Consider the following 23,101-nt stretch of genomic DNA (forward strand, 5'->3'; position numbering starts at 1 on the left):
AGGGGGCATGGTGCACGACAAGGAGCAGCGGCCGCGCCGGGTGGTGATCACCGGCCTCGGCACGGTCAGCAGCATCGGGCTCGGCGTCCCGGACTTCCTCGCCGGGCTGCGCGCCGGGCGCAGCGGCGTCAAGCCGATCACCGGCTTCGACACCACCGGATTCGCCCACGCCAACGGCTGCGAGGTCGCCGACTTCGAGCCCCGGCGGTGGATCCGCCACGTCGACCCCGAAGGGCTCGGCCGGGCCACCCAGTTCGCGGTCGCCGCCGCGGGCATGGCCGTCGCCGACGCGGGCCTGACCCGCGCCGGACTCCGCGCGCGCCGGGCGCTGGTCTCCGTAGGCACCACCGACGCCGAGACCCGCGACCTCGACACGCTCACCGAGACCCAGCTCACCGAGGGCCCCGAGCACATGGACCCGGTGGTGGCGCGCCGCTCGGGCGCCGGGCGCCTGTCCACCGGCATCGTCCGCGAGCTGGGCCTCGTCGACGTCGAGGCGCTCACCATCCCCACCGCCTGCGCGGCCGGGAACTACGCCATCGGCAACGCCTTCGACGCGCTGCGCGACGGCGACGTCGACATCGCCCTGTGCGGCGGCGCCGACGCCGTGTGCCGCAAGAACTTCGTCGGCTTCTACCGGCTCGGCACCGTCGCCCCCGAGGTGTGCCAGCCCTTCGACCAGGACCGCAAGGGCATCCTCACCGGAGAGGGCGCGGGCATCCTGCTCATGGAGAGCCTGGAGTCCGCCCGCGCCCGCGGCGCCCGCGTCTACGCCGAGGTCCTCGGCTACGGCCTCAACTGCGACGCCCACCACCCCGTCGCCCCCGACCGGGACTCCCTGGCCCGCTGCATGGAGGTCGCCCACCGCAACGCCGGAGTGAAACCCGAGGACATCGACTTCATCTCCGCGCACGGCACCGGCACCCGCGCCAACGACGTCACCGAGACCGGCGCCATCCGGCAGGTCTTCGCCACCCCGCCGCCCACCGTGTCCGTCAAGTCGATGATCGGCCACTCCATGGGCGCGGCCAGCGCGCTCGCCTCCGCCGCCTGCGCCCTCGCCCTCACCGAGGGCTTCATCCCGCCCACCATCAACCACGGCACCACCGACCCCGAGTGCGGCCTGGACTGCGTGCCCAACGAGGCCAGGGCCGCCGACCTGAACGTCGTGCAGAACAACGCGCTCGCGTTCGCGGGCAACAACGCCGTGCTGATCCTCGGCCGCTACCAGGAGGCCGCGTGATGTCCCCGCTCACCCTCACCGCCTGGTCGGCGGTCAGCCCCTACGGCGTCGGCCGCGAGCCCTTCCACACCGGCGTCACCTCGGGCCGCACCGCCGTCACCGCCCTCGACCCGGCGGCGCACCCCGGCCCGTACGAACGCGGCGCCCTCATACCGGACTTCAGCGCCGCCGCGTACGTCGGCAAGAAGGGCACCCGCACCATGGACCGGGAGACGGCCATCGCCGTCACCGCCGTGGGCCGCCTCATCGCCGCGTGCGGCGCCGCGCTCACCGAACGGCCCGGCGACATCGGCCTGGTCCTCGGCACCGGCTCCGGCAGCGTCCAGAGCATCATGGACTTCACCCGCGACTCGCTCACCGGCGAGCGCCCCTACCACGTCGACGCGGCCCGCTTCCCCGGCACCGTCATGAACCGCGCCACCGGCCAGAGCGCCATCCGCCACGGCATCAAGGGCCCCAACACCACCGTCGCGGGCGGCGCGCTGACCGGGCTGCTCGCCCTGTCGTACGCGCTGCGCCTGTACCGGGGCGGGCACTGCGCCCGCGTGCTGTGCGGCGCCGCCGAGGAGTACTCCACGCAGCGCGCCTGGCTGGAGTGGCAGGGACGGAGCGCCGCCGAGCGGAAGCAGCCGCTCGGCGAGGGCGGCGCCGTGTTCCTCCTGGAGACCGAGGACGCGGCGCGCGCCCCCGGGCGCGCGCCGCTCGCCCGCGTCCACGCCACCCGCTTCCGCGCCTTCCACGCCCCCGGCGACGCCCGGCAGGCCCTCGCCGACTGCGTCCAGGACGCCCTCAAGTCCGCCGGGGCCGACGCGGGTTCCGTACGGATCGTGGCGCCGCTCGGCACCGGCGGGGCGCTCGCCGAGCAGGAGCGGTTCGGCATCGGCGACGCGCTCGGCACCGCACAGCCCGAGTGGCTGCGCCTGAGCGCCCTCATCGGCGACGCCTCCGCCGCCGCCACGGCCCTCCAGACCGCCGCCGTGCTCGCCGCCGCGGGCCCCGGCGGCCTCGCCCCCGGCGAGACCGCCCTGGTCACCGGCGTCGAACGGGACGGCACGGTGGGCTGCGCCCTGCTCGGCGGCGCCTGAGCGCCAGCAGCCCGCAGCACCCGCGGAGCCACCCCTCCGGGTGCCGGGCCGCGGCGTTCTCCCCTTCACGCCGCGGCCCGCCACCCCCCCCGTACCTACATCCGCACCCCCCCGCACCCGCGAAGGAGATGCAGCATGTCCGCCACCGAACGACGCGTGGCCCTCGTGACCGGGGGCTCGCGGGGCATCGGACGCCACGTCGTGCTCCGGCTCGCCCAGGACGGGTACGACGTCGCCTTCTGCTACCAGTCCAACAAGCAGGCCGCCGACGCCGTCGTCGAGGAGGCCACCGCCGCCGGGGCGCGCGTCCACACCGCGCGCGCCGACGTCGCCGACCACGACGCCGTACGGGACTTCGTGCGCGGCACCGAGCGGGAACTCGGCCCGCTGCACACCGTCGTGTCGTGCGCCGGGATCGTCCGCGACAACCCCCTCGTGATGATGGCGCCCGAGCAGTGGCACGACGTCGTCCGGGTCAACCTCGACGGCACCTACCACCTGTGCAAGGCCGCCGTGTTCGCCATGATGAAGCGCCGCGCCGGTTCGGTGGTCACGCTGTCGTCCGTCGCCGGGGTGTACGGCAACGCCACCCAGACCAACTACTCGGCGACCAAGGCCGGGATCATCGGCTTCACCAAGGCCCTCGCCAAGGAGTCAGGCCGCTACGGCATCCGCGCCAACGCGGTCGCGCCCGGCTTCATCGTCACCGACATGCTCGCCGGGCTCTCCGACGACCACGTGCGCACGATGACCGAGCGCGTCCCGCTCGGCCGCTTCGGCCGCCCCCAGGAGGTCGCCGACCTCGTGTCCTTCCTCGCCTCCGACCGCGCCTCGTACATCACCGGCCAGGTCTTCGGCGTGGACGGCGGCCTCGTCGTCTGACACCGCCCGAGCCGCCTGAGTCGTCTGTGCCGCCCGAGCCGTGTGAACCGGGAGCCGGTCATGAGCGCACGCACCACACCCCGCTGCTACTTCTCCTTCCGCAGCCCGTACTCCTGGCTCGCCCACCAGGAGCTGTCCATCCGGCACCGCGCGCTCGCCGAGCGCATGGAGTGGGTGCCGTTCTTCGACCCCGACCCGCTCACCGCCCGGCTCGTCGCCGAGCGCGGCGGGCACCTGCCGCCGGGCCCCGCCCGCGACGACGACCGCGTGTGGGAGGTGCCGCACCTGGCGCACCTGGCCGCCGCCGAGCACGGCCGCGGCCGGGACTTCCTCGACGCCGCGTTCCGCGCCCGCTTCCTGACCGGCAGGGACCTGTGCGACCGGGCCACCGTGGAGGCCATCGGCCGCGGACTCGGCCTGCCCGCCGGGCTCCTGGGCCGGGCCAGCGACCTGCCGCGGCTGCGCGCCCGTGCCATCGGCGGGCTCCTCGACGCCCTGGCCGACGGGGTGTTCGGCGTGCCCTTCTTCGCGCACGGCACCACCCGCTGCTTCGGCCTCGACCGGGTGGACGCCTTCGCCGCCCGCGTCCCGGCCCCGGCGCCCGCCCGCGCCCCGGACCCAGCGCCCGCCCGCGCCCCGGCCGCCGGGCCCGCCCGCGCACCCGCCGCGGCGCGCGGGCAGCCGTCAGACCCGCATCAGCCCGCTGTCAGCGCGGCTTCCCGACGATCGAGCCCGTGAGAGCCCGCGACATCAGTGACCTTCGCTAGGGGATTGCCATGACCGACACACCGACGGACCCGACGGACCGCGCGGGCCTGACGGACCCGACGGACCCGACGGACCGCGCGCACCTGACGGACCCGGCGGGCCGCGCGGACCCGACGGGCCCCGGGGAATCCGCGGACCCGGCGGACGGCCTTCCGCTCACCGCGGGCCAGCGGGACATCTGGTTCGACGAGCAGCTCTCCGGCGGCGGCGCGACGTACAACACCGCCGCCTACTGGGACCTGCGCGGCCCCCTGGACCACGACCTGTTCCGCACGGCCCTGGAGCGGCTCGTCACGGAGGCCGAGTGCCTGCGCACCCGCTTCACCGAGGCCGGGCCCGACGGGGCGCCCCGGCAGTCCGTCGAGCCCCTCGGCGCCCTGCCGCTGACCGTCACCGACGTCTCCGCCGCCCCCGACCCGGCCGCCGCCGCCCGCGCCGCCATCGACGCCGACCTGCGCACCGCGTTCACCGTCGCCGCCGCGCCGGAGGTGCCGCTGTTCCGTATGGGCCTGTACGTCCTCGGCGCCGAGCGGGCCCACTTCAGCCTCGTCAGCCACCACCTCGTCACCGACGGCTACAGCGTCATCCTGCTGTGGCGGCGGCTGTCCGCGATCTACGAGGCGCTGCTCGCCGGTACCTCCCTGGACGACGGGGCCTTCCCGCCGCTGCGCGAACTGGTCGCCGCCGAGGACGCGTACGCCCGCTCGCCGCGCGCCGCCCGCGACCGCGCCTACTGGGAGCGGCAGACCGCCGACGCGCCCCCGCCGCTGACCCTCGCCGCCCGCGACGCGGCGCCCGCGCAGACCTTCCGGCGCGAGACGGCCGTGCTGGCCGAGCCGGTCGCCGAGCGCCTGCGGGCCGTGGCCTGGGAGGCCCGCGTCACCTGGCAGACCGCGCTGGTCGCCGCCGTCGGCGCCTACACCGGCCGGATGGCCCGCACCCCCGACGTGCTGCTGTCCCTGCCGGTCACCGCCCGCGCGGGCGCCCGCACGCAGAACATCCCCGGCGTCGTCGTCAACTGCCTGCCGCTGCGGCTCGCCGTACGCGAGGACACCACCCGCGCCGACCTGCTCGCCGACGCCTACCAGGCGCTGTCCCAGGGCCTGAGGCACCAGCGGCACCGCACCAGCCGCATCCGCCGCGCCATGGGCCTGACCAGCGACGACCGCCGCCCCTTCGGGCCGTACGTCAACGTCCTGCCGTCCCTGGCCGACCTCGGCATCGGACCCGTCGCCGCGACCGTCCACACCCCGGCGCCCGGCCTCGTCGACGACCTGGAGTTCACCGTCGCCGACCAGGGCGACGCGGGCGTCGGCATCGACCTCAGCGGCAACGAGGCCCGCTACACGGCGGCCGAACTCCGCCAGCACCTCGACCGCTTCCTCGCCTTCCTCGACGCCTTCCTGACCGCCGCGCCCGACGACCGGGTCACCGCCCTCGGCCTCGCCGAGCCCGGTGAGGACGCCGCCGACCTGACCGGACCGGCCCGCCCCACCCCGTACCTGGGCGTCGTGGAACGCGTCCGCGCGCAGGCCGCGCGCACCCCGCAAGCCGTGGCCGTCACCGACGACGGCGGCGACCTCGACTACGCGGCGCTCGTGGGCCGCGCCAGCGCCGCCTCCCGGCGCCTCGCGGGCGGCCGGGGCCCGGTGGCGGTCCTCGCCGAGCCCGGCCGGGACTTCGTCACTGCCGAACTCGCCGCGCTGGGCGCCGGACGCGCCTTCCTGCCGCTCGACCCGGGCGCCCCGCTGCCCCGCCTCGCCTCCCTGCTGCGCGACAGCGGCGCGGGTGCCGTCCTCACGGACGGCCGCAACCGCGAGCTGGCGGAGCGCGCCGTCGCCGCCCTGCGCGCCGCGCCGGAGGGCCTGGAGGACCCGGGGGACGCTGTCCGTCCGCGGGTTCGTCGTGGCTGGTCGCGCAGTTCCCCGCGCCCCTTCGGGGCGCTGCCGCTGCCCCCCGTGCACGTCCTCGACGGCACCCAGGACGCCCCCGGCGCCCTCGCCCCCGTGCTCGGCGGGCCCCTCGACCTCGCGTACGTCATCTACACCTCCGGCTCCACCGGGCGGCCCAAGGGCGCCATGGTGCAGCGCGGCGGCATGGTCAACCATCTGCTCGCCAAGGTCGAGGAGTTCGGCCTGACCAGCGCGGACACCCTCGTCCACAACGCGCCCGTCACCTTCGACGTGACCGTCTGGCAGACCCTGACGGCGCTGCTCGTCGGCGGCCGGACCCGGGCCGTGGACCGGCTCGACCTCGCCGACCCGGACGCGTTGTTCCGCGTCGTCGGCGAGGAGCGGCTCACCGTCATCGAGGTCGTGCCGTCCCTGCTGCGCGCCGCCCTCGACCTGTGGGACGCGGCGGGCGGCGCCCCCGCGCTGCCCGCCCTGCGCTGGATGATCTCCAACGGGGAGGCGCTCCCCGCCGACCTGTGCGCCCGCTGGTTCGCCCGCCACCCGCACGTGCCGCTGGCCAACCTGTACGGGCCCACCGAGTGCTCCGACGACGTCACGCACGCCTACGTCCGCTCGGCCGCCGACCTCGACGACCCCGTGGTGGCCATCGGCCGCCCGCTGCGCAACACCCTCCTGTACGTCCTCGGCGACGACCTGCGGCCGGTGCCGCGCGGCCTGCCCGGGGAGCTGTACATCGCCGGGTGGGGCGTGGGCCGCGGCTACCTGGGCGACCCCGCCCGCACCGGCACCACGTTCGTGCCCGACCCGTTCGCGGGCGACGGCTCCCGCATGTACCGCACCGGCGACCAGGTGGTGCTGCGCCCCGACGGGCAGCTGGCGTTCGTCGGCCGCCGCGACCACCAGGTGAAGATCCGCGGCCAGCGCGTCGAGCTGGGCGAGGTCGAGGCGGCGCTGCGCGCCCAGGCGGGCGTCGCGGACGCGGTGGCCGCCGCGGTCACCGACCCGACGGGCCAGCGGCGGCTCGTGGGCTACCTGGTGCCCGACCCCGCCGCGCCGGACGGCGGCCTGGACGTGGCCGCGCTGCGCGCGCGCCTGACGGCGGCGCTGCCCGCCGCCCTCGTCCCCACGGTCCTCCTCACCCTCGACCGACTCCCGCTGACCGCCCACGGAAAGGTGGATCGCAAGGTGCTGCCCGAACCGGAATGGGAGGCGCGCACGGACCCGCGGGGCCCCGCCGGGCACAGCGCGGAGGAGGCGGCGCTGCGCGCGGTCTTCGCCGAGGTGCTCGGGCTGCCCGAGGTCGGCGCCGACGACAACTTCTTCACGCTCGGCGGCGACAGCATCAGCTCCATCCAGGTCGTCGGCCGGGCCCGCGCCGCCGGGCTCGCCCTCACCGCCCGCGACGTCTTCACCCACCGCACCCCCGCCGCGCTCGCCGCCGTCGCCCGCCGCACCGGGGCCGCGCCCGCCGTGTCGGCCGTTTCAGAGGACGGTGTCGGCGAGGTCGCCCTCACCCCGATCGCCGACCAGCTCCGCGAGGAGGTGTCCCATCTGCCGGACGCCACCCGGGAGTTCGCCCAGTACGTGACGGTCGCCGTGCCCGCCGACGTGGACACCGCCCTGCTTGAGCGGGCCGTCCAGGCGGTCCTCGACCGGCACGACGCGCTGCGGCTGCGGCTCGCCGCGCCGGTCGCCGGGCTGTGGTCGCTGGAGACGCTGCCCCCGGGGGCGGTGTCGGCGGCCGACGTCCTGAGCGAGGCGGCCGGTCAGGGCTCGTCCGACGCGCTGGTCGCGGCGGCCCGGGCCCGGCTGCGGCCCGAGGACGGCCTCAACGTCCAGGCCGTCCTGTCGAAGGACTCCGCGCGGCTGCTGCTCGTCGTCCACCACCTCGCCGTCGACGGTGTGTCCTGGCGCGTCCTGCTGCCCGACCTGCGCGCCGCGTACGAGGCCCTAGCGGCGGGCGGCACCCCGCACCTGGACGCCGTCCCCACCTCGTACCGCCGCTGGGCCCAGGCCCTGGCCGAAGAGGCCCGCTCCGCGCGGCGCGTCGCCGAACTGCCCCTGTGGCAAGCCCAGTCGGCGGGCGGCCAGGACGCCGCGGCCCTGGGGAGCCGCCCCGTCGACCCGGCCCGCGACACCCACGCCACCGCCCGCACCCTCCGCGTCGAACTGCCCGCCGACCGCACCCGGGCGCTGCTCACGAAGCTGCCCGCCGCCTTCGGCACCGAGGTCAACGAGGCGCTGCTCACCGGGCTCGCGCTGACCCTCGCCGACCGCGACCGGCGGCACGGCGGCGGCGCCACGCGCGCGGTCGTCGAACTGGAAGGACATGGGCGGGAACTCGTGACGGAGGGACTCGATCCGTCACGTACCGTCGGCTGGTTCACCAGCGTCTTCCCCGTCGCCCTGGACATCGGCGACGTCGACTGGACCGAGGTGTGGGACGGCGGCGCCGCCTGCGCCGACGCCCTCAAGCGGGTCAAGGAGACCCTGCGCGCGCTGCCGGACCACGGCATCGGGCACGGCCTGCTGCGCCATCTCAACCCGCAGACCGCCGCCGTACTCGCCCGCCGCCCGCTGCCCCGCGTCGGCTTCAACTACCTGGGCCGGTTCGCCGTCGACGGCACCCGCGACGGCGCCGACTGGGCCATGGAGGCGGGCACCCTCGGCCTGGCCGCCGCCCCCGCCACCCCGCTGCGGCACGCCCTGGAACTGGTCGCCGTCACCGAGGACCGCCCCGAGGGCCCCGTCCTGGTCGCCGCCTGGACGTGGGCCGGTGAACTCCTCGCCGAGGACGACGTGCGGGACCTCGCCGACACCTGGTTCCGCGCGCTCACCGCCCTCACCGGCCACGCCGAACGGCCCGGCGCCGGAGGCCGCACCCCCTCGGAGTTCCCCCTCGTCACCGTCGGCCAGCGCGAGATCGAGGCGTACGAGGCCGAGTTCGACCGGCTGGACGACGTCCTGCCCCTGTCGCCGCTCCAGCGGGGCCTGCTGTTCCAGGCCGAGTTCGACCGGCACGGCATGGACGCCTACACCCTCCAGGTGATCCTCGACGTGGACGGACCCCTGGACCCGGCCGCGCTCCAGGCCGCCGCCACGGCCCTCGTCGACCGCCACCCGGCGCTGCGCGCCTGCTTCCGCGAGCGCGACGCGGGCGACCCCGTGCAGGTGATCCCCGGCGCCGTCGCCCTGCCGTGGAGCGAGGTGGACCTCACGCACGTCGCGGCCGAAGGCGCCGAAGGCGCCGACGCCGAGCTGGCCCGCCGCACCGACGAGGAGTGGCTGCGCCGCTTCGACGTCACCCAGGGCCCCCTGACCCGCTTCACCGTCTACCGCACGGCCCCCGACCGGCACCGGATCGTGTGGACCACCCACCACCTGCTCGTCGACGGCTGGTCCCTGTCCGCCGTCCTCGCCAGCGAACTGGTCACCCTGTGGGCCAACGGCGCCGACGCCTCCGCCCTGCCCGACCCCGCCCCCGTCCAGGCCTATCTGGCGTGGGCCGCGGCCCAGGACCGGGACGCCGCCCGCGAGGCCTGGCAGAAGGAGCTGGCGGGCCTCGACGAGCCCACCCGGCTCGGCCCCGCCGACCGGCCCCGCGTGTCCGTGCTGCCGCGCACCCTCACCGCCGACCTGCCCGAGGACCTGACCGCCGCCGTCGCCGCCTGGGCGCACGAGCGCGGACTGACCCTGAACACCGTGATGCAGGGCTGCTGGGCCGTCGCCCTCGGCCGCCTCACCGGCCGCCGCGACGTCACGTTCGGCGCGGTCGCCTCCGGGCGGCCCGGGGACCTGCCGGACGTGGAGCGGATCGTCGGCGCGTTCATGCACACGCTGCCGGTGCGCGTCACCCTCGACCCGTCGGTGCCGTTCGAGGCGATGCTCACCGACCTCCAGGACCGCCAACTCGCCCTGGAGCCGCACCACCACCTGGGCCTCGCCGAGGTCCAGCAGGGCGCGGGCGTCGGGGAGCTGTTCGACACCGTCGTCAGCTTCCACAACTACCCGTCCGGCGCGCTCGACCGGCTCGGCGACCACCTGCCCGGCCTCAGCACCCGCGCCTGGACGGCCCGCGTCGTCGCCGAGTACCCGCTGGCGCTCGGCGTGTTCCCCGCGGGCGGCCCCCAGGGCCCCCAAGACCACCGGCTGCGCCTCGAAGCCCAGTACCGGCCCGACCTCTTCGACGCCGACGAGGTCGCCGTGTTCGTACGCCGCTTCACCCGCGTCCTCGAACAGCTCGCCGCCGCCCCCGGAACCAGCCTCGGCCGCCTCGACGCGCTCGGCGACGACGAGCTGCGCCAGGTCCTCGGCGACTGGTCCGGCCGCCACGGCACCCGGCCCGCGCGCGTGGCCCGCACCGGCGACGTCTTCCAGGCGCGGGCCGCCGAGACCCCCGCCAAGACGGCCGTCGCCCTCGGCGACGAGCGGCTGTCGTACGCCGAACTCGACGCCCGCGCCAACCGGTTGGCGCGCCTGCTCGTCGAGCGCGGCGCGGGACCCGAGCGGGCCGTCGCCGTGATGCTGCCGCGCACCCCGGACCTCATCGTCGCCGCGCTCGCCGCCGTCAAGGCCGGGGCGGCCTATCTGCCCGTCGACGCCGACTATCCGCGCGACCGGGTCGCGTACATGGTCGAGGACGCCCGGCCCGCGGTGTTCGTCACCGACACCGCGACCGCCGACCGCCCCGCGGGCCTGCCGGACCTCGGCGCCACGCCCCTGCTGCGCCTGGACGACCCCGCGACCGGCGCGCGCCTGGCCGCGCTGCCCGACGGCGCCCTCACCGACGCCGACCGCCACGCCCCGCTGCGGCCCCAGCACCCGGCGTACGTCATCTACACCTCCGGTTCCACCGGCCGCCCCAAGGGCGTCGTGGTGGCGCACGAGGGGCTGCTCGCGATGGTCGACAGCCTCACCGACCGGTTCGAACTCGACGCCGACACCAGGGTGTTGCAGTTCGCGTCGTTCAGCTTCGACGCGTCGGTCTTCGGGATCATGCTGGCGCTGCTGCCCGGCGGCACCCTCGTCATCGCCGACGAGGAGTGCCGCGCGCCGGGCTGGCCGCTGGTCGACCTGATCAACCGGGAGCGGATCAACCTGGTCGCGCTGCCGCCCGTCGTCCTCGGCGCGCTGCCCGAGGGCGCCGCCCTCCCCGCCGACCTGCGCCTGGTCGGCACCGGGGAGGCCGTGCCCGCCGAGGTCGTCGAGCGGTGGGCCGGGTCGGTGAGGATGTTCAACGGGTACGGGCCGACCGAGGCCGTCGTCGGCTGCACCGTCAGCGGCCCGCTCACCCCGTCCGGCCGCCCGCCCATCGGCCGCCCCACCCACGCCCACCGCGTGTACGTCCTCGACCGCGACCTGCGGCCCACCCCGCCCGGCGTCCCCGGCGAGCTGTACGTCGGCGGGGGCCTCGCCCGCGGCTACCTCGCCCGGCCCGGCCTGACCGCCGAGCGCTTCGTCGCCGACCCCTACGGCCCGGCGGGGGAGCGGATGTACCGCACCGGCGACCTGGTGCGCTGGCTGCCGAACGGCGAACTCGACTACCTGGACCGCGTCGACGACCAGGTCCAGCTGCGCGGCATCCGCGTCGAGCTGGGCGAGATCTCCTCCGCGCTGCTCGCCCAGGACGGCGTCGCGCAGGCCGTGACCGTCGTGCGGCAGGACGAGGCGGGGGAGCGCAGGCTGGTGTCGTACGTGGTCCTCGCGGGCGCCGGTGCCGGAGCGGGCGCCGGTGCGGAAGCGGGCGCCGGTGCCGGAATCAGCGCCGGTGCCCAAGTGAGCGTCGCCGCGCTGCGCGACCGGCTCGCCGAGGTGCTGCCCGCCACCCTGGTGCCCAGCGCCGTCGTCGCCCTCGACGCCCTGCCGCTCACCGCGCAGGGCAAGCTGGACCGGGCCGCGCTGCCCGACCCGGACCTGGGCGCGGCGGCCCGCGGCCGGGCCCCGCGCACCCTCACCGAAGGCATCCTGTGCGGCCTGTTCGCCGACGTCCTCGGCGTCGCGCACGTCACCGTCGACGACGACTTCTTCGAGATCGGCGGCCACTCGCTGCTCGCCACCCGCCTCATCAGCAGGGCCCGCACCGCGCTCGGCGTGGAGCTGCCCATCCGCGCCCTGTTCGACGCGCGCACCGTCGCCGCCCTCGCCGGGCACGTGGAGGCCGCCGCGCAAGCCAGGCCGCCGCTCACCCCGGCGCCCGAGGGCAGCGAGCGCACCCTGTCGTTCAGCCAGCGGCGGCAGTGGTTCCTCAACCGCCGCCAAGGGCCCGACGACGGCTCGTACAACACGCTCCTCGCCTTCCGTCTGACCGGGCGGCTCGACACCGCCGCCCTCCAGGCCGCCCTCACCGACGTCGCCGACCGCCACGAGGTGCTGCGCACCCTCATCCCGGAGGCCGACGGGGCGCCCGCGCCCCGCCTCCTGGACGCCGCGTCGGGCGGGCCGAAGCTCAGGACGGTGACCACCGACGGCCGGGACCTGGCCGCCGCGCTCGCCGCCGAGGGCGACAAGGGCTTCGACCTCACCAACGAACTGCCCTGGCGGGCCCGGCTGTTCCCCGTGGCCGCCGACGAGTGCGTGCTGCTGCTGGTCCTGCACCACATCGTGTTCGACGGCTGGTCGATGGACCCCCTCCAGCACGACCTGGCCACCGCCTACCGCGCCCGCACCGCCGGACGCGCCCCCGCGTGGGCGCCGCTGCCCGTCTCCTACGCCGACTACGCCGCCTGGCAGCGCGACCTGCTGGGCGCCGAGGACGACGAGACCAGCCTCGCCGGACGGCAGCTCGCCTACTGGCACGACGCGCTCGCGGGCCTGCCCGACGAACTCGACCTGCCCACCGACCACCCCCGCCCCGAGGCCAGCGCCTCCCACGGCGACGTGGTGCTCTTCGACATCGAACCCGACCTCGCCGAGCGCCTCGCCCAGCTCGCCCGCACCACCGGCACCACGGACTTCGTCGTCCACCAGGCCGCCCTGTCGGCGCTGCTCACCCGGCTCGGCGCGGGCACCGACATCCCGCTCGGCGTCTCCGTCGCGGGCCGCGCCGACGAAGCCCTCAACGACGTCGTCGGCATGTTCATCAACTCCCTGGTACTGCGCGGCGACACCAGCGGCGACCCCACCTTCGGCGAACTCCTCGACCGCCTGCGCGAGACCGACCTGGCCGCCTACGCCCACCAGGACGTGGCCTTCGACCAGGTCGTCGACGCCCTCAAACCGGCCCGCTCGCTCAGCCGCAACCCGCTGTTCCAGATCGGCCTCGGCGTCCGCACCGAGGGCGTCACCACGATGGACCTGCCGGGCCTGACCGTGCGGCCCGAGTACGTCGGCTCCGCCCACGCCAAGCTCGACCTGCTCCTCGAAGTCGTCGCCTGGCCCGGCCACGACGGGCTGCGCGGCCTGCTCACCTTCAGCACCGACCTGTACGAGCGGTCCACCGTCGAGCGGATGGCCGACCAGTACCGGCAGATCCTGCGCGCCGTCGCCGCCGACCCCGACGTGCGGCTCAGCGGGCTCAGGCTGCTCGACGAGGAGGACCGCGCCCGGGCGCTGGCCGCCGGGGACGGCACCGCGCGCGAGCTGCCCGCGGCGACCCTGCCAGAGCTGTTCCAGGCCACGGCCCCCGCGGACGAGCCCCGCGCGAACCGGCTGGCGCGCCGCCTGATCGCCGCGGGCGCGGGCCCCGAGCGCGTGGTCGCCCTGGCCGTGCCCCGGCCCGCCGACCGCGCGACCGCCGCCCTCGCCGTCCTGAAGTCCGGCGCGGCCTGCCTGCCCGTGGCCGCCGACGAGCCCACGGCCCGTGTGAAGGCCCTGTTCGCCGCGGTGCGCCCGCTGTGCGTCCTGACCACGGCGGGCCTCGCCAACCGGCTGCGCACCACCGGCGTCGACACCGTCGTGTGGGACGCGCCCGACGTGGCCGCGCACCCGGCGGACCCGGTCACCGACGCCGACCGGACCGCCCCGCTGCGGCCCGCGCACGCCGCGTACCTGGTCCGCGCCGACGACGCGGCGGGCCGACCCGGCGCCGTCGTCGTCCCGCACGCCACCGCCGTCAACGCCACCGCCGCGGCCCTCGCCTCCGGCGCCACCACCGGGGCGTTCCTGCCGCCGGACGCCTACACGCCCGACGCCACCGCCGTCAATGCCCGGACCTATGTCCTCGACCCGTGGCTGCACCCCGTACCACCGGGCGTGGCAGGCGAGTTGTACGTCGCCGGGGCGCCCGTCGCCCGCGGGTACGCCGGACGGCCTGGCGCGAGCGCGGAGCGGTTCGTGGCCGACCCGTACGGGCCCGCCGGGACGCGGATGTACCGCACGGGGGTGCGGGTCAGGCGGGACGCGGACGGGGGGCTGCGGGGCGTCGAGGGGGTGCCGCTGGGGGCCGATGGGGTGCCCCGGAGTGCCGATGGGGTGTCGCGGCGCGCCGATGGGGTGTCGCGGGGTGCGGAGGGGGCGCTCGGGGGTGCGGACGCGCCGCTTCCGGAGCCGAGCGCGGACGCCGTCCCCGCACCCGCCGCGCTCAGCCCCGCCGAGGAGACGCTGTGCGGCATCGTCGCCGGACTGCTCGGCACGGACGGCTTCGCCGCCGACGACAACTTCTTCGAAGTCCCCGGCGGCATGGACAGCATGAAGTCCCTGCGCCTGGTCAGCCAGGCCCGCAAGGCGGGGCTCGGCATCGGCATCGCGGACGTGTTCGCCCACCAGACGGTACGGGCCCTCGCGGCGACGCTCGCGCCGGAACCCGCACCGGAACCCGCGCCGGTCGCGGTGGCGGCGTCGGCCGCGGCGCCCGCCCCGCGCGGCAGCACCCGCGCCGTCGCCGACGCCCTCGCCGAGGTGCACCGCGCGGACGCCGACGCCGACCCCTTCGCCACCGTCCTCGCGCTGCGCCCCACCGGCTCCCGCCCGCCCGTGTTCTGCCTGCACAGCGGCGTCGGCCTCGCCCTGTCGTACCTGCCCCTCCTGCCGTACGTCGACGAGGCGCACCCCGTGTACGGCATCCAGGCCCCCGCGGTCGTCGCGGGCGCCGAACCGCCCACGAGCATCGAGGACCTGGGCGCCGCCTACGTCCGGCTCATCAAGGACGTCAGGCCCCACGGCCCGTACCACCTGTTCGGCTGGTCGTTCGGTGGGCTCATCGCCTACGAGATCGCGGCCCAACTGCGCGCCGCGGGCGACGAGGTGGGGCTGCTCGCCAACCTCGACGCCTACCCGCGCACCGGCGTCGCCGACACGCGCGGCGGCGAGCAGCAGATGCTCGCCTGGTTCCTGGAGGGCATCGGGCACCACCGCGCGGAGTTCGGCGACCGGGACCTGACGCCCGACGACGTCATCGGCGCGCTGCGCCGCGACGGCAACCCCCTCGCCCAGCTCGGCGAGGACCGCATGGGCCGCATGCTGCGGCTCATGGCCCGCCACCAGGAGATCATCCCCGCCTACACGCCCGGCGCCTTCGACGGCCGGATGCGGCTCTTCCTCGCCGAGCACTCGCCGTGGGGCGACGTGCGCGACAAGGAGCGGCTGTGGGAGCCGTACTGCGCGGGCGAGGTCCTCGTCCACCGGATTGAGTGCGCCCACGACGACATGCTGGACCCCGGGCCGCTGGCGGAGATCGGGCCGGTGGTGGCGGCGGAGCTGGAGCGCTGGCACGGGGAGCGCCTTGAGCGGGGCGCGCGGCGCCTTGAGCAGGGCGCGCGGCGCCCCGGGCAGGACGGTCGCCGTCCCGTTCCGGCGGGTCCGCGACCCGGGCAGGACGGGCGTGGCGCGTCATGACCGCGACGTACCCCGCGACGGACCGCCGCGCGACCGGCCCAGGCGGACCCGGGCGCGCCCCCGGCGACAGCGCCCCCGCCGACCCGGGCGGCACCGTCCGCACCGTCCTCACCGAGGTCCTGGCCGTCGCCGGGCGCCGCCTGAGGCGGCTGCGGCGGGCGCCCGGCCGGGCCATCGGCGTCGTCCTGAACCCGCTGGTCTCCCTCGTCCTGCTCGGGTTCCTCTTCCGCGACGCCATCACGCTGCCCGCGGGCGGCCCGTACACCGAGTATGTGTTCGCGGGCGGCGCGGTGCAGGTCGGCCTGGCCTGTGTCGGGCCGACCGCCGTGTCCATCGCCATGGACCTCCAGGGCGGGCTCGTCGACCGGTTCCGCTCGCTGCCGATCAGCCGGTCCGCGGTGCCCTTCGGGTACACCGTCGCGGACCTGCTCCTCGGCCTGGCCGCGCTCGCGGTCACCGCGGGCGCCGGTCTCGCGCTCGGCTGGCGCTCGCACACGGGGGTGCTGTCCACGCTCGCCGGGTTCGGGCTGCTCGCGCTGTTCCTGTACGCGATGCTGTGGCTCGGGGTGCTGCTCGCGATGACGCTGCGCAGCGTGGAGACCATCAGCGTGGTCGCGCCGTTCATCGTCGTCGTGCTGCCGTTCCTGTCCAGCGCGTTCCTCGCCCCCGAGTCCATGCCCGGCGCCGTGCGCCCCATCGCCGAGTGGAACCCCGTCAGCGCCGTCATCGCCGCCTGCCGCGACCTGTGGGGCAACCCGGACACCACCGGCGGCGGCTTCCCCGGGCAGCACCCCCTGGCCGTGGTCGGCGTGACCCTGGGCGTGCTGCTCACGACCTGCACCGCGGTGAGCCTGCGCCGCTTCCGCACGGCGGGCTCCTGACCGGGCCACCTGACCGGGCCACCTGACCGGGCCGCTTGTCCGGGCCACCTGACCAGGCCACTTGTCCGGTCTCCTGAAAGGACGTCACCTCATGACCACCGAAGCCTTGCTGACCACCGAAGCCCCGCCGCCCACCGAAGCCCCACTGCCCACCGAAGCCCCGCTGCCCACCGAGGCCCCGGCGGCGCCGATCGACCCGCACGCCGTCGACCTCACCGACCCCCGCACCTTCCACGACGTGGACACCCACGCCCTGTGGCGCGCCTTCCGCGAGCACAGCCCCGTCCACTGGCACCCGCCCACCGACCGCGCGCCCGGCTTCTGGGTGGTCTCGCGGTACGAGGACGCCGTCGCCGTCTACCGCGACAACAAGCGGTTCACGTCGGAGAAGGGCAACGTCCTCGCCACCCTCCTCCAAGGCGGCGACTCCGCCGCGGGCAAGATGCTGGCCGTCACCGACGGGCCGCGCCACCGGGCGATCCGCAACCTGATGCTGAAGTCGTTCGCGCCGCGCGTCCTCCAACCCGTCGTGGACGGAGTGCACCGCCACACCCGCGACCTCATCACCCAGGCACTCCGCTCGGGGACGTCAGGGAATCCGGGGGAGATCGACTTCGCCGCCGACGTCGCCGACCACGTACCGATCCACACCATGGGCGACCTCATGGCGATCCCCGAGGCCGACCGCCCCCGACTCGTCGCGTGGAACACCCAGACCCTGTCCCGCCACGCCAGCGAGGACAGCGAACTGGACTCCCTCATGGCCCGCAACGAGATCCTGCTCTACCTCGGCGGGCTCGCCGCCCAGCGGCGGAAGGACCCCGGCGACGACGTCATCAGCGTCCTCGCGACGGCCACCGTCGACGGCAGGCCGCTCACCGAGGACGAGATCGTCCTCAACTGCTACAGCCTCATCCTCGGCGGCGACGAGTCCACCCGCATGTCCCTGGTCGGCGGCCTCATCGCGCTCGCCGAACACCCCGAGCAGTGGCGGCGCCTGAAGGCGGGCGAGGCGGGCGTGGACACCGTCACCGAGGAGATCCTGCGCTGGACCACGCCCGCCATGCACTTCGGGCGCCGCGCCCTGACCGACGTGGAGCTGCGCGGGCGCACCATCAAGGCGGGCGACGTCGTCACGCTGTGGAACAGCTCCGCCAACTTCGACGAATCCGTCTTCCCCGACCCGTACGCCTTCGACGTGGGCCGCAGCCCCAACAAGCACGTCGTGTTCGGGCACGGCCCGCACTTCTGCCTCGGCGCGTTCCTCGGCCGCGTCCACGTCGGCGCGATGGTCGAGGCGCTGCGCGACCTGGTCGCCACCGTCGAGCTGCGCGGCCCCGCGCAGCGGCTCTACTCCAATTTCGTCAACGGCTACAGCGGGCTGCCCGTCGCCCTCACGGCTGAGGCGGCCCCCGAGGAGGCACCCCGACATGCGTGACGAACGCCGAACCACCGGCGGCACCACCCTCGCCGTCCTGCACACCGACGGCGCGCCCTTCGACGCGGTGCGCGCCCGCGCCGACCAGCTCATCGACGAGCACGGTGCGGTCCTCGTACGCGGCCTCGGCATCGCGGACCCCGCCGCCTTCCACACCGCGGTCACCCGCTTCGGCGAGACGCTCATCGGAAGCTACCGCGGCGGCAACACCCCGCGCGCCACGGTCTTTGACGGCGTCTTCACCTCCACCGAGTACCCGGCGCGGTACGACATCTCCCTGCACAACGAGATGTCGTACGCCCAGCGGTGGCCCACCCGCCTCTACTTCTGCTGCCTCGACGCCCCCGACACCGGCGGCGCCACGCCCGTCTGCGACGGCGAGGCCCTGCTCGGCGCGCTGTCACCCGAGGTCCGGGCCCGCTTCGCCCGCGGCGTCGTCTACCACCAGCACCTGCACGGCGGCGCCGGACTCGGCAAGTCCTGGCAGGACACCTTCGAAACCGACGACGCGGAGGTCGTGGAGAAGTTCCTCGCGGACTCCGGCGCGGAGTACGCGTGGACGCCCGACGGCGGCCTGCGGGTCCGCCAGCACCGGCCGGGCCTGCGCACGAACCCGCGCACCGGCCGCGAAACCTGGTTCAACCAGGCCGACCAGTGGCACCCGTCCAACCTGCCCGACGAGGAGGGCGAGACCCTGCTCTCCCTCGTCGACAGCGTCGACGAACTGCCGCACTGGGTGACGTACGCCGACGGCGAACCCCTCTCCGACGCCGACCTGGCCGAGGTCCGCGCCGCCCACCGCGCCCACCAGCACGCGGAACCCTGGCAGGAGGGCGACATCATGATCGTCGACAACATGTCGGTCCTGCACGGCCGCCAGTCCTTCACGGGCACCCGCAAGGTGGTCGTCTCCATGACGTAGGGGGACTTCAGAGCCGGTCCGGCGTGCGAGGCCGAGCGAGCCCCCGCAGCGATCTCAGCCCGTCCGGCGTTTGAGGACGAGCGCGCAGCGCGACAGATCAAGCCCGTCCGGCGTTTGAGGACGAGCCGCGAAGCGGCAATAGGGCGGGGTGCCAGGGGCAGCAGCCCATGGTTTCGGGAAAGGGGCGGGCCTGGGGCGCCCCCGCGAGGCCCCGCCCCCGGGGAGCGAAAGGCGCTGGACCACCCCCCTCACCTGGGAGTTTCACCAGGTACTAAAGGGTATGGCCCGCGCCTTCCGCCGTCTTTAGCGTGGTAGTCACAGGGAAGGACGGATGGGATGAACGCGCTCGACGAGATCATCGGAGCGGTACGCACGGACCTGGCACAGCGCCGTCGGCTGATACCGGAGGCGGAGCTGTCGGACCAGGTGGCGGAGGTCGGACCGGGCCTCGACTGCGCCGCGCTGCTGTCCGGCGTGGACGGCCCGAAGGTCATCGCCGAGGTGAAGAGGAACAGCCCGACCCGCCTGAACGCCCGCGCCCCCCTCGCCGACATCGTCGACCCGGCGGGCCTGGCGGCGGAGTTCGAGGCGGGCGGCGCCGCGGCGATCAGCGTCCTCACCGAGCGGCACCGCTTCGGCGGCACGCTCGCCGACCTGGACGCGGTCGGCGCCCGCGTGCGGGTGCCGCTGCTGCGCAAGGACTTCATCGTCGACCCCTACCAACTGTGGGAGACCCGGGCGCACGGCGCGGACCTGGTCCTGCTCATCGTCGCCGCCCTGGAGCAGCCGCTGCTCGCCGAACTGCTCGCGCTCGCCGCCGAGATAGGCCTGACGCCCCTGGTGGAGGTGCACGACGAGACGGAGGTCAAGCGCGCCCTGGACGCGGGGGCCTGGGTCATCGGGGTCAACGCCCGGGACCTGCGCACCCTGGAGATAGACCGGGGCACGTTCGCCCGCCTCGCCCCGGACATTCCCGAAGGCGTCGTCCGCATAGCCGAGTCGGGCGTCCGGGGCCCGGAGGACGCCGCGGAGTACGCGGCGCTGGGCGCCGACGCGATCCTGGTCGGCGAGTCCGTGGTGACCGACGGCGACAGCCGCAAGGCGGTGGCCGCGCTGGTGCAGGCCGGGCGGCTCGGCTGGCGGGGGCGGCTCGGGGGAGGGAGGTAGGGGACCCGCGGCCCCCCGGGGACCCGCGGCCCAGGGGCCCTGGAGCCGCCGGGAGCCTGGAGCTGCCGGAAGTCTGGAGCCGCCGGGAGCCTGGAGCTGCCGGGGAGCCTGGAGCTGCCGGGGAGCCTAGAACCCCGGGCCCGCCCGACGCCTCCCCGCACCACCACCCACCACCACCCACCACCACCCACCCTTGTCTCCCGGCCGCCTAACCCCCCTGCGAGCGCCGCTTCGTCGTGACGCTGATCCAGCGTTCGAGGACCGCGGCCGCCGCGCCCGAGTCGAGGGAGTCGGCGGCCCGCTCCAGCGCGGCCCCCAGGCGTTCCGTGACCGTGCGGTCGCTGGGTTCGAGCGCGGCGAGGCCCGCCGCGGCCGACAGCAGCACCGCGTCCCTGACCGGGCCCCGCGCCCCCGAGTAGAGCTCCCGCGCCACCCGTGCGTTGTGCGCCCGGTCCCCGCCCCGCAGCGCGTCGGCGGGGGCGTACGGGATGCCGAGGTCCCGCGGGTCGAAGGACTCCGCGCGCACCTCGGACCCGTGGACCGACCAGACCGTGGAGGTAGTCGTGACCGTCAACTCGTCCATCCCGTCGTCGCCCCGGAACACCAGCGCCGACACGCCGCGCCGGGCGAGCACCCCGGCGAGCAGCGGCGCGAGCCGCGCGTCGGCCACGCCCACCGCGCGGGCCACCGGACCCGCCGGATTGGTCAGCGGCCCCAGGGCGTTGAAGACGGTGCGGATGCCCAGCTCCCGGCGGGGCCCGGCGGCATGCCGCATCGCCGGGTGGAACAGCGGCGCGAAGCAGAAGGTGATGCCCACGTCCTCGGCGACCTCAGCGACCTCGGCGGCGGGCAGGTCCAGAGCGACGCCCAGTTCCTCCAGGACGTCGGCCGAGCCGCACGCCGAGGACGCCGAGCGGTTGCCGTGCTTGACGACCCGCGCCCCGGCGCCCGCGGCAACGACGGCCGACATGGTGGAGACGTTGACGCTGTGGGAGCCGTCGCCTCCGGTGCCGACGATGTCGAGGGCGGGCCCCGAGACGTCCAGGGGCACGGCGTGGGCGTACAGGGCGTCGACGAGGCCGTCGATCTCCTCGACCGTCTCGCCCTTGGCGCGCAACGCCACCATCAGGCCCGCGAGCCGGGCGGGCCCGGCGCTGCCGGACATCACCTGACCCAACGCCCAGGCGGTCTCCCGCGCGGACAGGTCCCGGCGGCTCAGCAGCGCGTCCAGCAGTTCCGGCCAGGTGGGGCCCGGCAGCAGTTCCGGCCTGGTGGGGCCCGGCAAATCGTCGGCGGTCACGGGAATTCTCCTCCCAGTGGGGCGAACGACGCGAAGGAAAGGCGTTGCCGTCGTTCCTCACCCCCGATTCTCGGCAGCCGCGCCGCCGCGTTCCAGACCACTTTCCCGGGAGCCGCACGGACCAATTCCAGAAACGGCACACGAGAGAAGGAGGGGGCCGGTGGCCCTGCACATAGCGGTGGATGTCGTCAGGGAATCCAAGCAGTCCCTGACTTCTCAGATACAGCGTTTCCTCAGGAAGGAGATAGCGGAGGGAATCCTGCACCCGGGCACACGGCTGCCGTCCAGCAGACGGCTCGCCGACGACCTGGGCGTGTCCCGCAGCGTCGTCGTCGAGGCGTTCGGGCAGCTCGTCGCCGAGGGCTATCTGGAGGCGGTGCAGGGCGCGGGAACGCGCGTGGTGGAGCACCTGGAGGCCGCCCCGCCGCGGCCGGTCGTGCCCGCGCTGCTCGACGACGGCCCCGAGGGCCAGGTCCCGGACGTCCGCTGGGACCTCAGACCGGGCGGCCGGAACGTCCCGGCGTTCCCGCGCCGCGAGTGGCTGAGCTGCTACCAGCGGGTCCTCAACCGCGCCGACCCCACCGACCACGGCTATCCGCCGCTCGCGGGCCTGCCGGGGCTGCGGGAGGAACTGGCGCGCTGCCTGGGCCGGTTGCGGGGCGTGCGGGCCGACGCGGACCAGGTGATGGTGGTGGCGGGGTTCGCGCAGACGCTGGGCCTGGTGTGCGCGATGCTCGCCCAGGACGGTGTCGAGGCGCTCGCCATCGAGGACCCGGGCCACCCCGGGCAGCGGCAGTTCGTCCGGGACAGCGGGCTGCGGCCGGTGCCGCTGCCGGTCGACGCGGAGGGCGTCGACGTCGACGCGCTCGCCGCGTCCGGGGCGCGGGCGGTCCTGGTCACGCCCGCGCACCAGTTCCCCACCGGGGTGACGCTGTCCGCGCGGCGGCGTGAGGCGCTGGCGCGGTGGGCGCGGGAGCGCGACGGCCTGGTGATCGAGGACGACTACGACGGCGGGCTCTGGTACGAGCAGGGCGGCCCGCGCCCGCTCGCCCTCCAACGCGACCTGCCCGACCGGGTGGTGTACGCGGGCACGGCCAGCAAGTCCCTCGTCCCCGGCCTGCGCCTGGGCTGGGTGGCGGCGCCCCGGCCGCTGCTCGCCGCCCTGCTGGGTGTGCGGGCCCGGCACGACCTGGGCACCGACACGCTCACCCAGCTCGCCTTCGCCGAGCTGCTGCGCAGCGGGCTCTTCGACCGGCACCTGCGGCGCCTCAACTCCCGCTGCCGTGGCCGCCGGGAGGCCCTGGAGCAGGCGGTGCGCACGCATCTGCCCGGGGCGGTGGTGGTCGGGCGGGCGGCGGGGCTGCACGCGTACGTCCGGCTGCCGCCGCAGGTGGACGAGCAGGCGGTGGTGGCGGGGGCGCTGGCGCGGTCCGTGCTGGTGCGGGGCGGGGCGGCGTTCCACGCCGGGGCGCGGCGGTGCCGTCCGGCGCTGGTGGTGGGGCACGCCCATCTGCCGACGTCGGGGCTCGCGGACGCGGTCCGGGTCCTCGGGGCGGTGACCCGGGGCGGGTAGGGGCACCGTCGCGGGGCGCCCCAGGCCCGCCCCTTCCCCGAAACCATGGGGCTGCCGCCCCTGGCACCCCCGCTGATCGGCCTCCGGCCTCGTCCTCAAACGCCGGACGGGCTTGATTGTCGCGCTCCGCGCTCGTCCTCAAACGCCGGACGGGCTGG

At 75.8% G+C, this 23,101-nt stretch carries 11 protein-coding genes; 10 read left to right on the forward strand and 1 reads right to left on the reverse strand.

Going from position 1 to position 23,101, the window contains the following annotated elements; translation table 11 throughout:
- The first annotated feature begins 7 nt into the window (after positions 1 to 7).
- The 9 genes from ACOBQU_RS24455 (at position 8) to trpC (ending at position 20,070) form a co-directional block, all read left to right on the forward strand.
- Positions 8 to 1,243 (forward strand): beta-ketoacyl-[acyl-carrier-protein] synthase family protein, encoded by a 1,236-nt coding sequence (locus ACOBQU_RS24455; protein ID WP_423629540.1) that lies wholly within the window; start codon positions 8 to 10, stop codon positions 1,241 to 1,243.
- Positions 1,243 to 2,328: a beta-ketoacyl synthase N-terminal-like domain-containing protein gene (locus tag ACOBQU_RS24460; RefSeq protein ID WP_423634688.1), complete on the forward strand. Its 1,086-nt coding sequence runs from the start codon at positions 1,243 to 1,245 to the stop codon at positions 2,326 to 2,328. Before ACOBQU_RS24455 ends, ACOBQU_RS24460 begins: the two co-directional genes overlap by 1 nt.
- Positions 2,329 to 2,463: 135 nt before the next feature.
- Positions 2,464 to 3,210, forward strand: a complete 747-nt coding sequence (gene fabG, locus ACOBQU_RS24465) for a 3-oxoacyl-[acyl-carrier-protein] reductase (protein ID WP_423629542.1) — start codon at positions 2,464 to 2,466, stop codon at positions 3,208 to 3,210.
- Between the two features lie 60 nt (positions 3,211 to 3,270).
- Positions 3,271 to 3,948: a 2-hydroxychromene-2-carboxylate isomerase gene (locus ACOBQU_RS24470; RefSeq protein ID WP_423629544.1), complete on the forward strand. Its 678-nt coding sequence runs from the start codon at positions 3,271 to 3,273 to the stop codon at positions 3,946 to 3,948.
- A gap of 38 nt (positions 3,949 to 3,986) precedes the next feature.
- Positions 3,987 to 15,662 carry an amino acid adenylation domain-containing protein gene (locus ACOBQU_RS24475; RefSeq protein WP_423629546.1) on the forward strand — a complete coding sequence of 3,892 codons (11,676 nt, stop codon included), beginning with the start codon at positions 3,987 to 3,989 and terminating at the stop codon, positions 15,660 to 15,662.
- A complete protein-coding gene (locus ACOBQU_RS24480; RefSeq protein WP_423629548.1) occupies positions 15,659 to 16,543 on the forward strand; it encodes an ABC transporter permease in 885 nt (294 codons plus the stop codon). The genes ACOBQU_RS24475 and ACOBQU_RS24480 overlap by 4 nt, the downstream gene beginning before the upstream one ends.
- Before the next feature lie 91 nt (positions 16,544 to 16,634).
- On the forward strand, positions 16,635 to 17,981 hold the full coding sequence (locus tag ACOBQU_RS24485; protein ID WP_423629550.1) for a cytochrome P450: 1,347 nt from the start codon (positions 16,635 to 16,637) through the stop codon (positions 17,979 to 17,981).
- The gene (locus ACOBQU_RS24490; RefSeq protein WP_423629552.1) at positions 17,974 to 18,903 is read left to right on the forward strand and encodes a TauD/TfdA family dioxygenase; all 930 of its coding nucleotides are present in this window, start codon (positions 17,974 to 17,976) and stop codon (positions 18,901 to 18,903) included. The genes ACOBQU_RS24485 and ACOBQU_RS24490 overlap by 8 nt, the downstream gene beginning before the upstream one ends.
- 336 nt (positions 18,904 to 19,239) lie before the next feature.
- Entirely contained in the window at positions 19,240 to 20,070 is an 831-nt protein-coding gene (trpC, locus tag ACOBQU_RS24495; protein WP_423629554.1) for an indole-3-glycerol phosphate synthase TrpC, read from the forward strand.
- A gap of 208 nt (positions 20,071 to 20,278) precedes the next feature.
- Here trpC and trpD read toward each other — a convergent pair whose 3' ends face one another.
- Complete coding sequence (gene trpD / locus ACOBQU_RS24500; RefSeq protein ID WP_423629556.1) at positions 20,279 to 21,370, reverse strand: anthranilate phosphoribosyltransferase; 1,092 nt, start codon at positions 21,368 to 21,370, stop codon at positions 20,279 to 20,281.
- Positions 21,371 to 21,530: 160 nt separating this feature from the next.
- On the opposite strand from trpD, the gene ACOBQU_RS24505 reads away from it, so the two are divergent.
- Entirely contained in the window at positions 21,531 to 22,943 is a 1,413-nt protein-coding gene (locus ACOBQU_RS24505) for a PLP-dependent aminotransferase family protein (RefSeq protein WP_423629558.1), read from the forward strand.
- Positions 22,944 to 23,101: the final 158 nt, after the last annotated feature.

It is taken from the genome of Streptomyces sp. G45, assembly GCF_049542095.1.
Classification (GTDB): domain Bacteria; phylum Actinomycetota; class Actinomycetes; order Streptomycetales; family Streptomycetaceae; genus Streptomyces.

Coding starts and splice junctions, on each gene's coding strand:
- ACOBQU_RS24490 (WP_423629552.1), top strand. CDS start 17,974: ATGCGTGACGAACGCCGAACCACCGGCGGCACCACCCTCGCCGTCCTG.
- fabG (WP_423629542.1), top strand. CDS start 2,464: ATGTCCGCCACCGAACGACGCGTGGCCCTCGTGACCGGGGGCTCGCGG.
- ACOBQU_RS24470 (WP_423629544.1), top strand. CDS start 3,271: ATGAGCGCACGCACCACACCCCGCTGCTACTTCTCCTTCCGCAGCCCG.
- ACOBQU_RS24480 (WP_423629548.1), top strand. CDS start 15,659: ATGACCGCGACGTACCCCGCGACGGACCGCCGCGCGACCGGCCCAGGC.
- ACOBQU_RS24455 (WP_423629540.1), top strand. CDS start 8: ATGGTGCACGACAAGGAGCAGCGGCCGCGCCGGGTGGTGATCACCGGC.
- ACOBQU_RS24485 (WP_423629550.1), top strand. CDS start 16,635: ATGACCACCGAAGCCTTGCTGACCACCGAAGCCCCGCCGCCCACCGAA.
- ACOBQU_RS24460 (WP_423634688.1), top strand. CDS start 1,243: ATGTCCCCGCTCACCCTCACCGCCTGGTCGGCGGTCAGCCCCTACGGC.
- trpC (WP_423629554.1), top strand. CDS start 19,240: ATGAACGCGCTCGACGAGATCATCGGAGCGGTACGCACGGACCTGGCA.
- ACOBQU_RS24475 (WP_423629546.1), top strand. CDS start 3,987: ATGACCGACACACCGACGGACCCGACGGACCGCGCGGGCCTGACGGAC.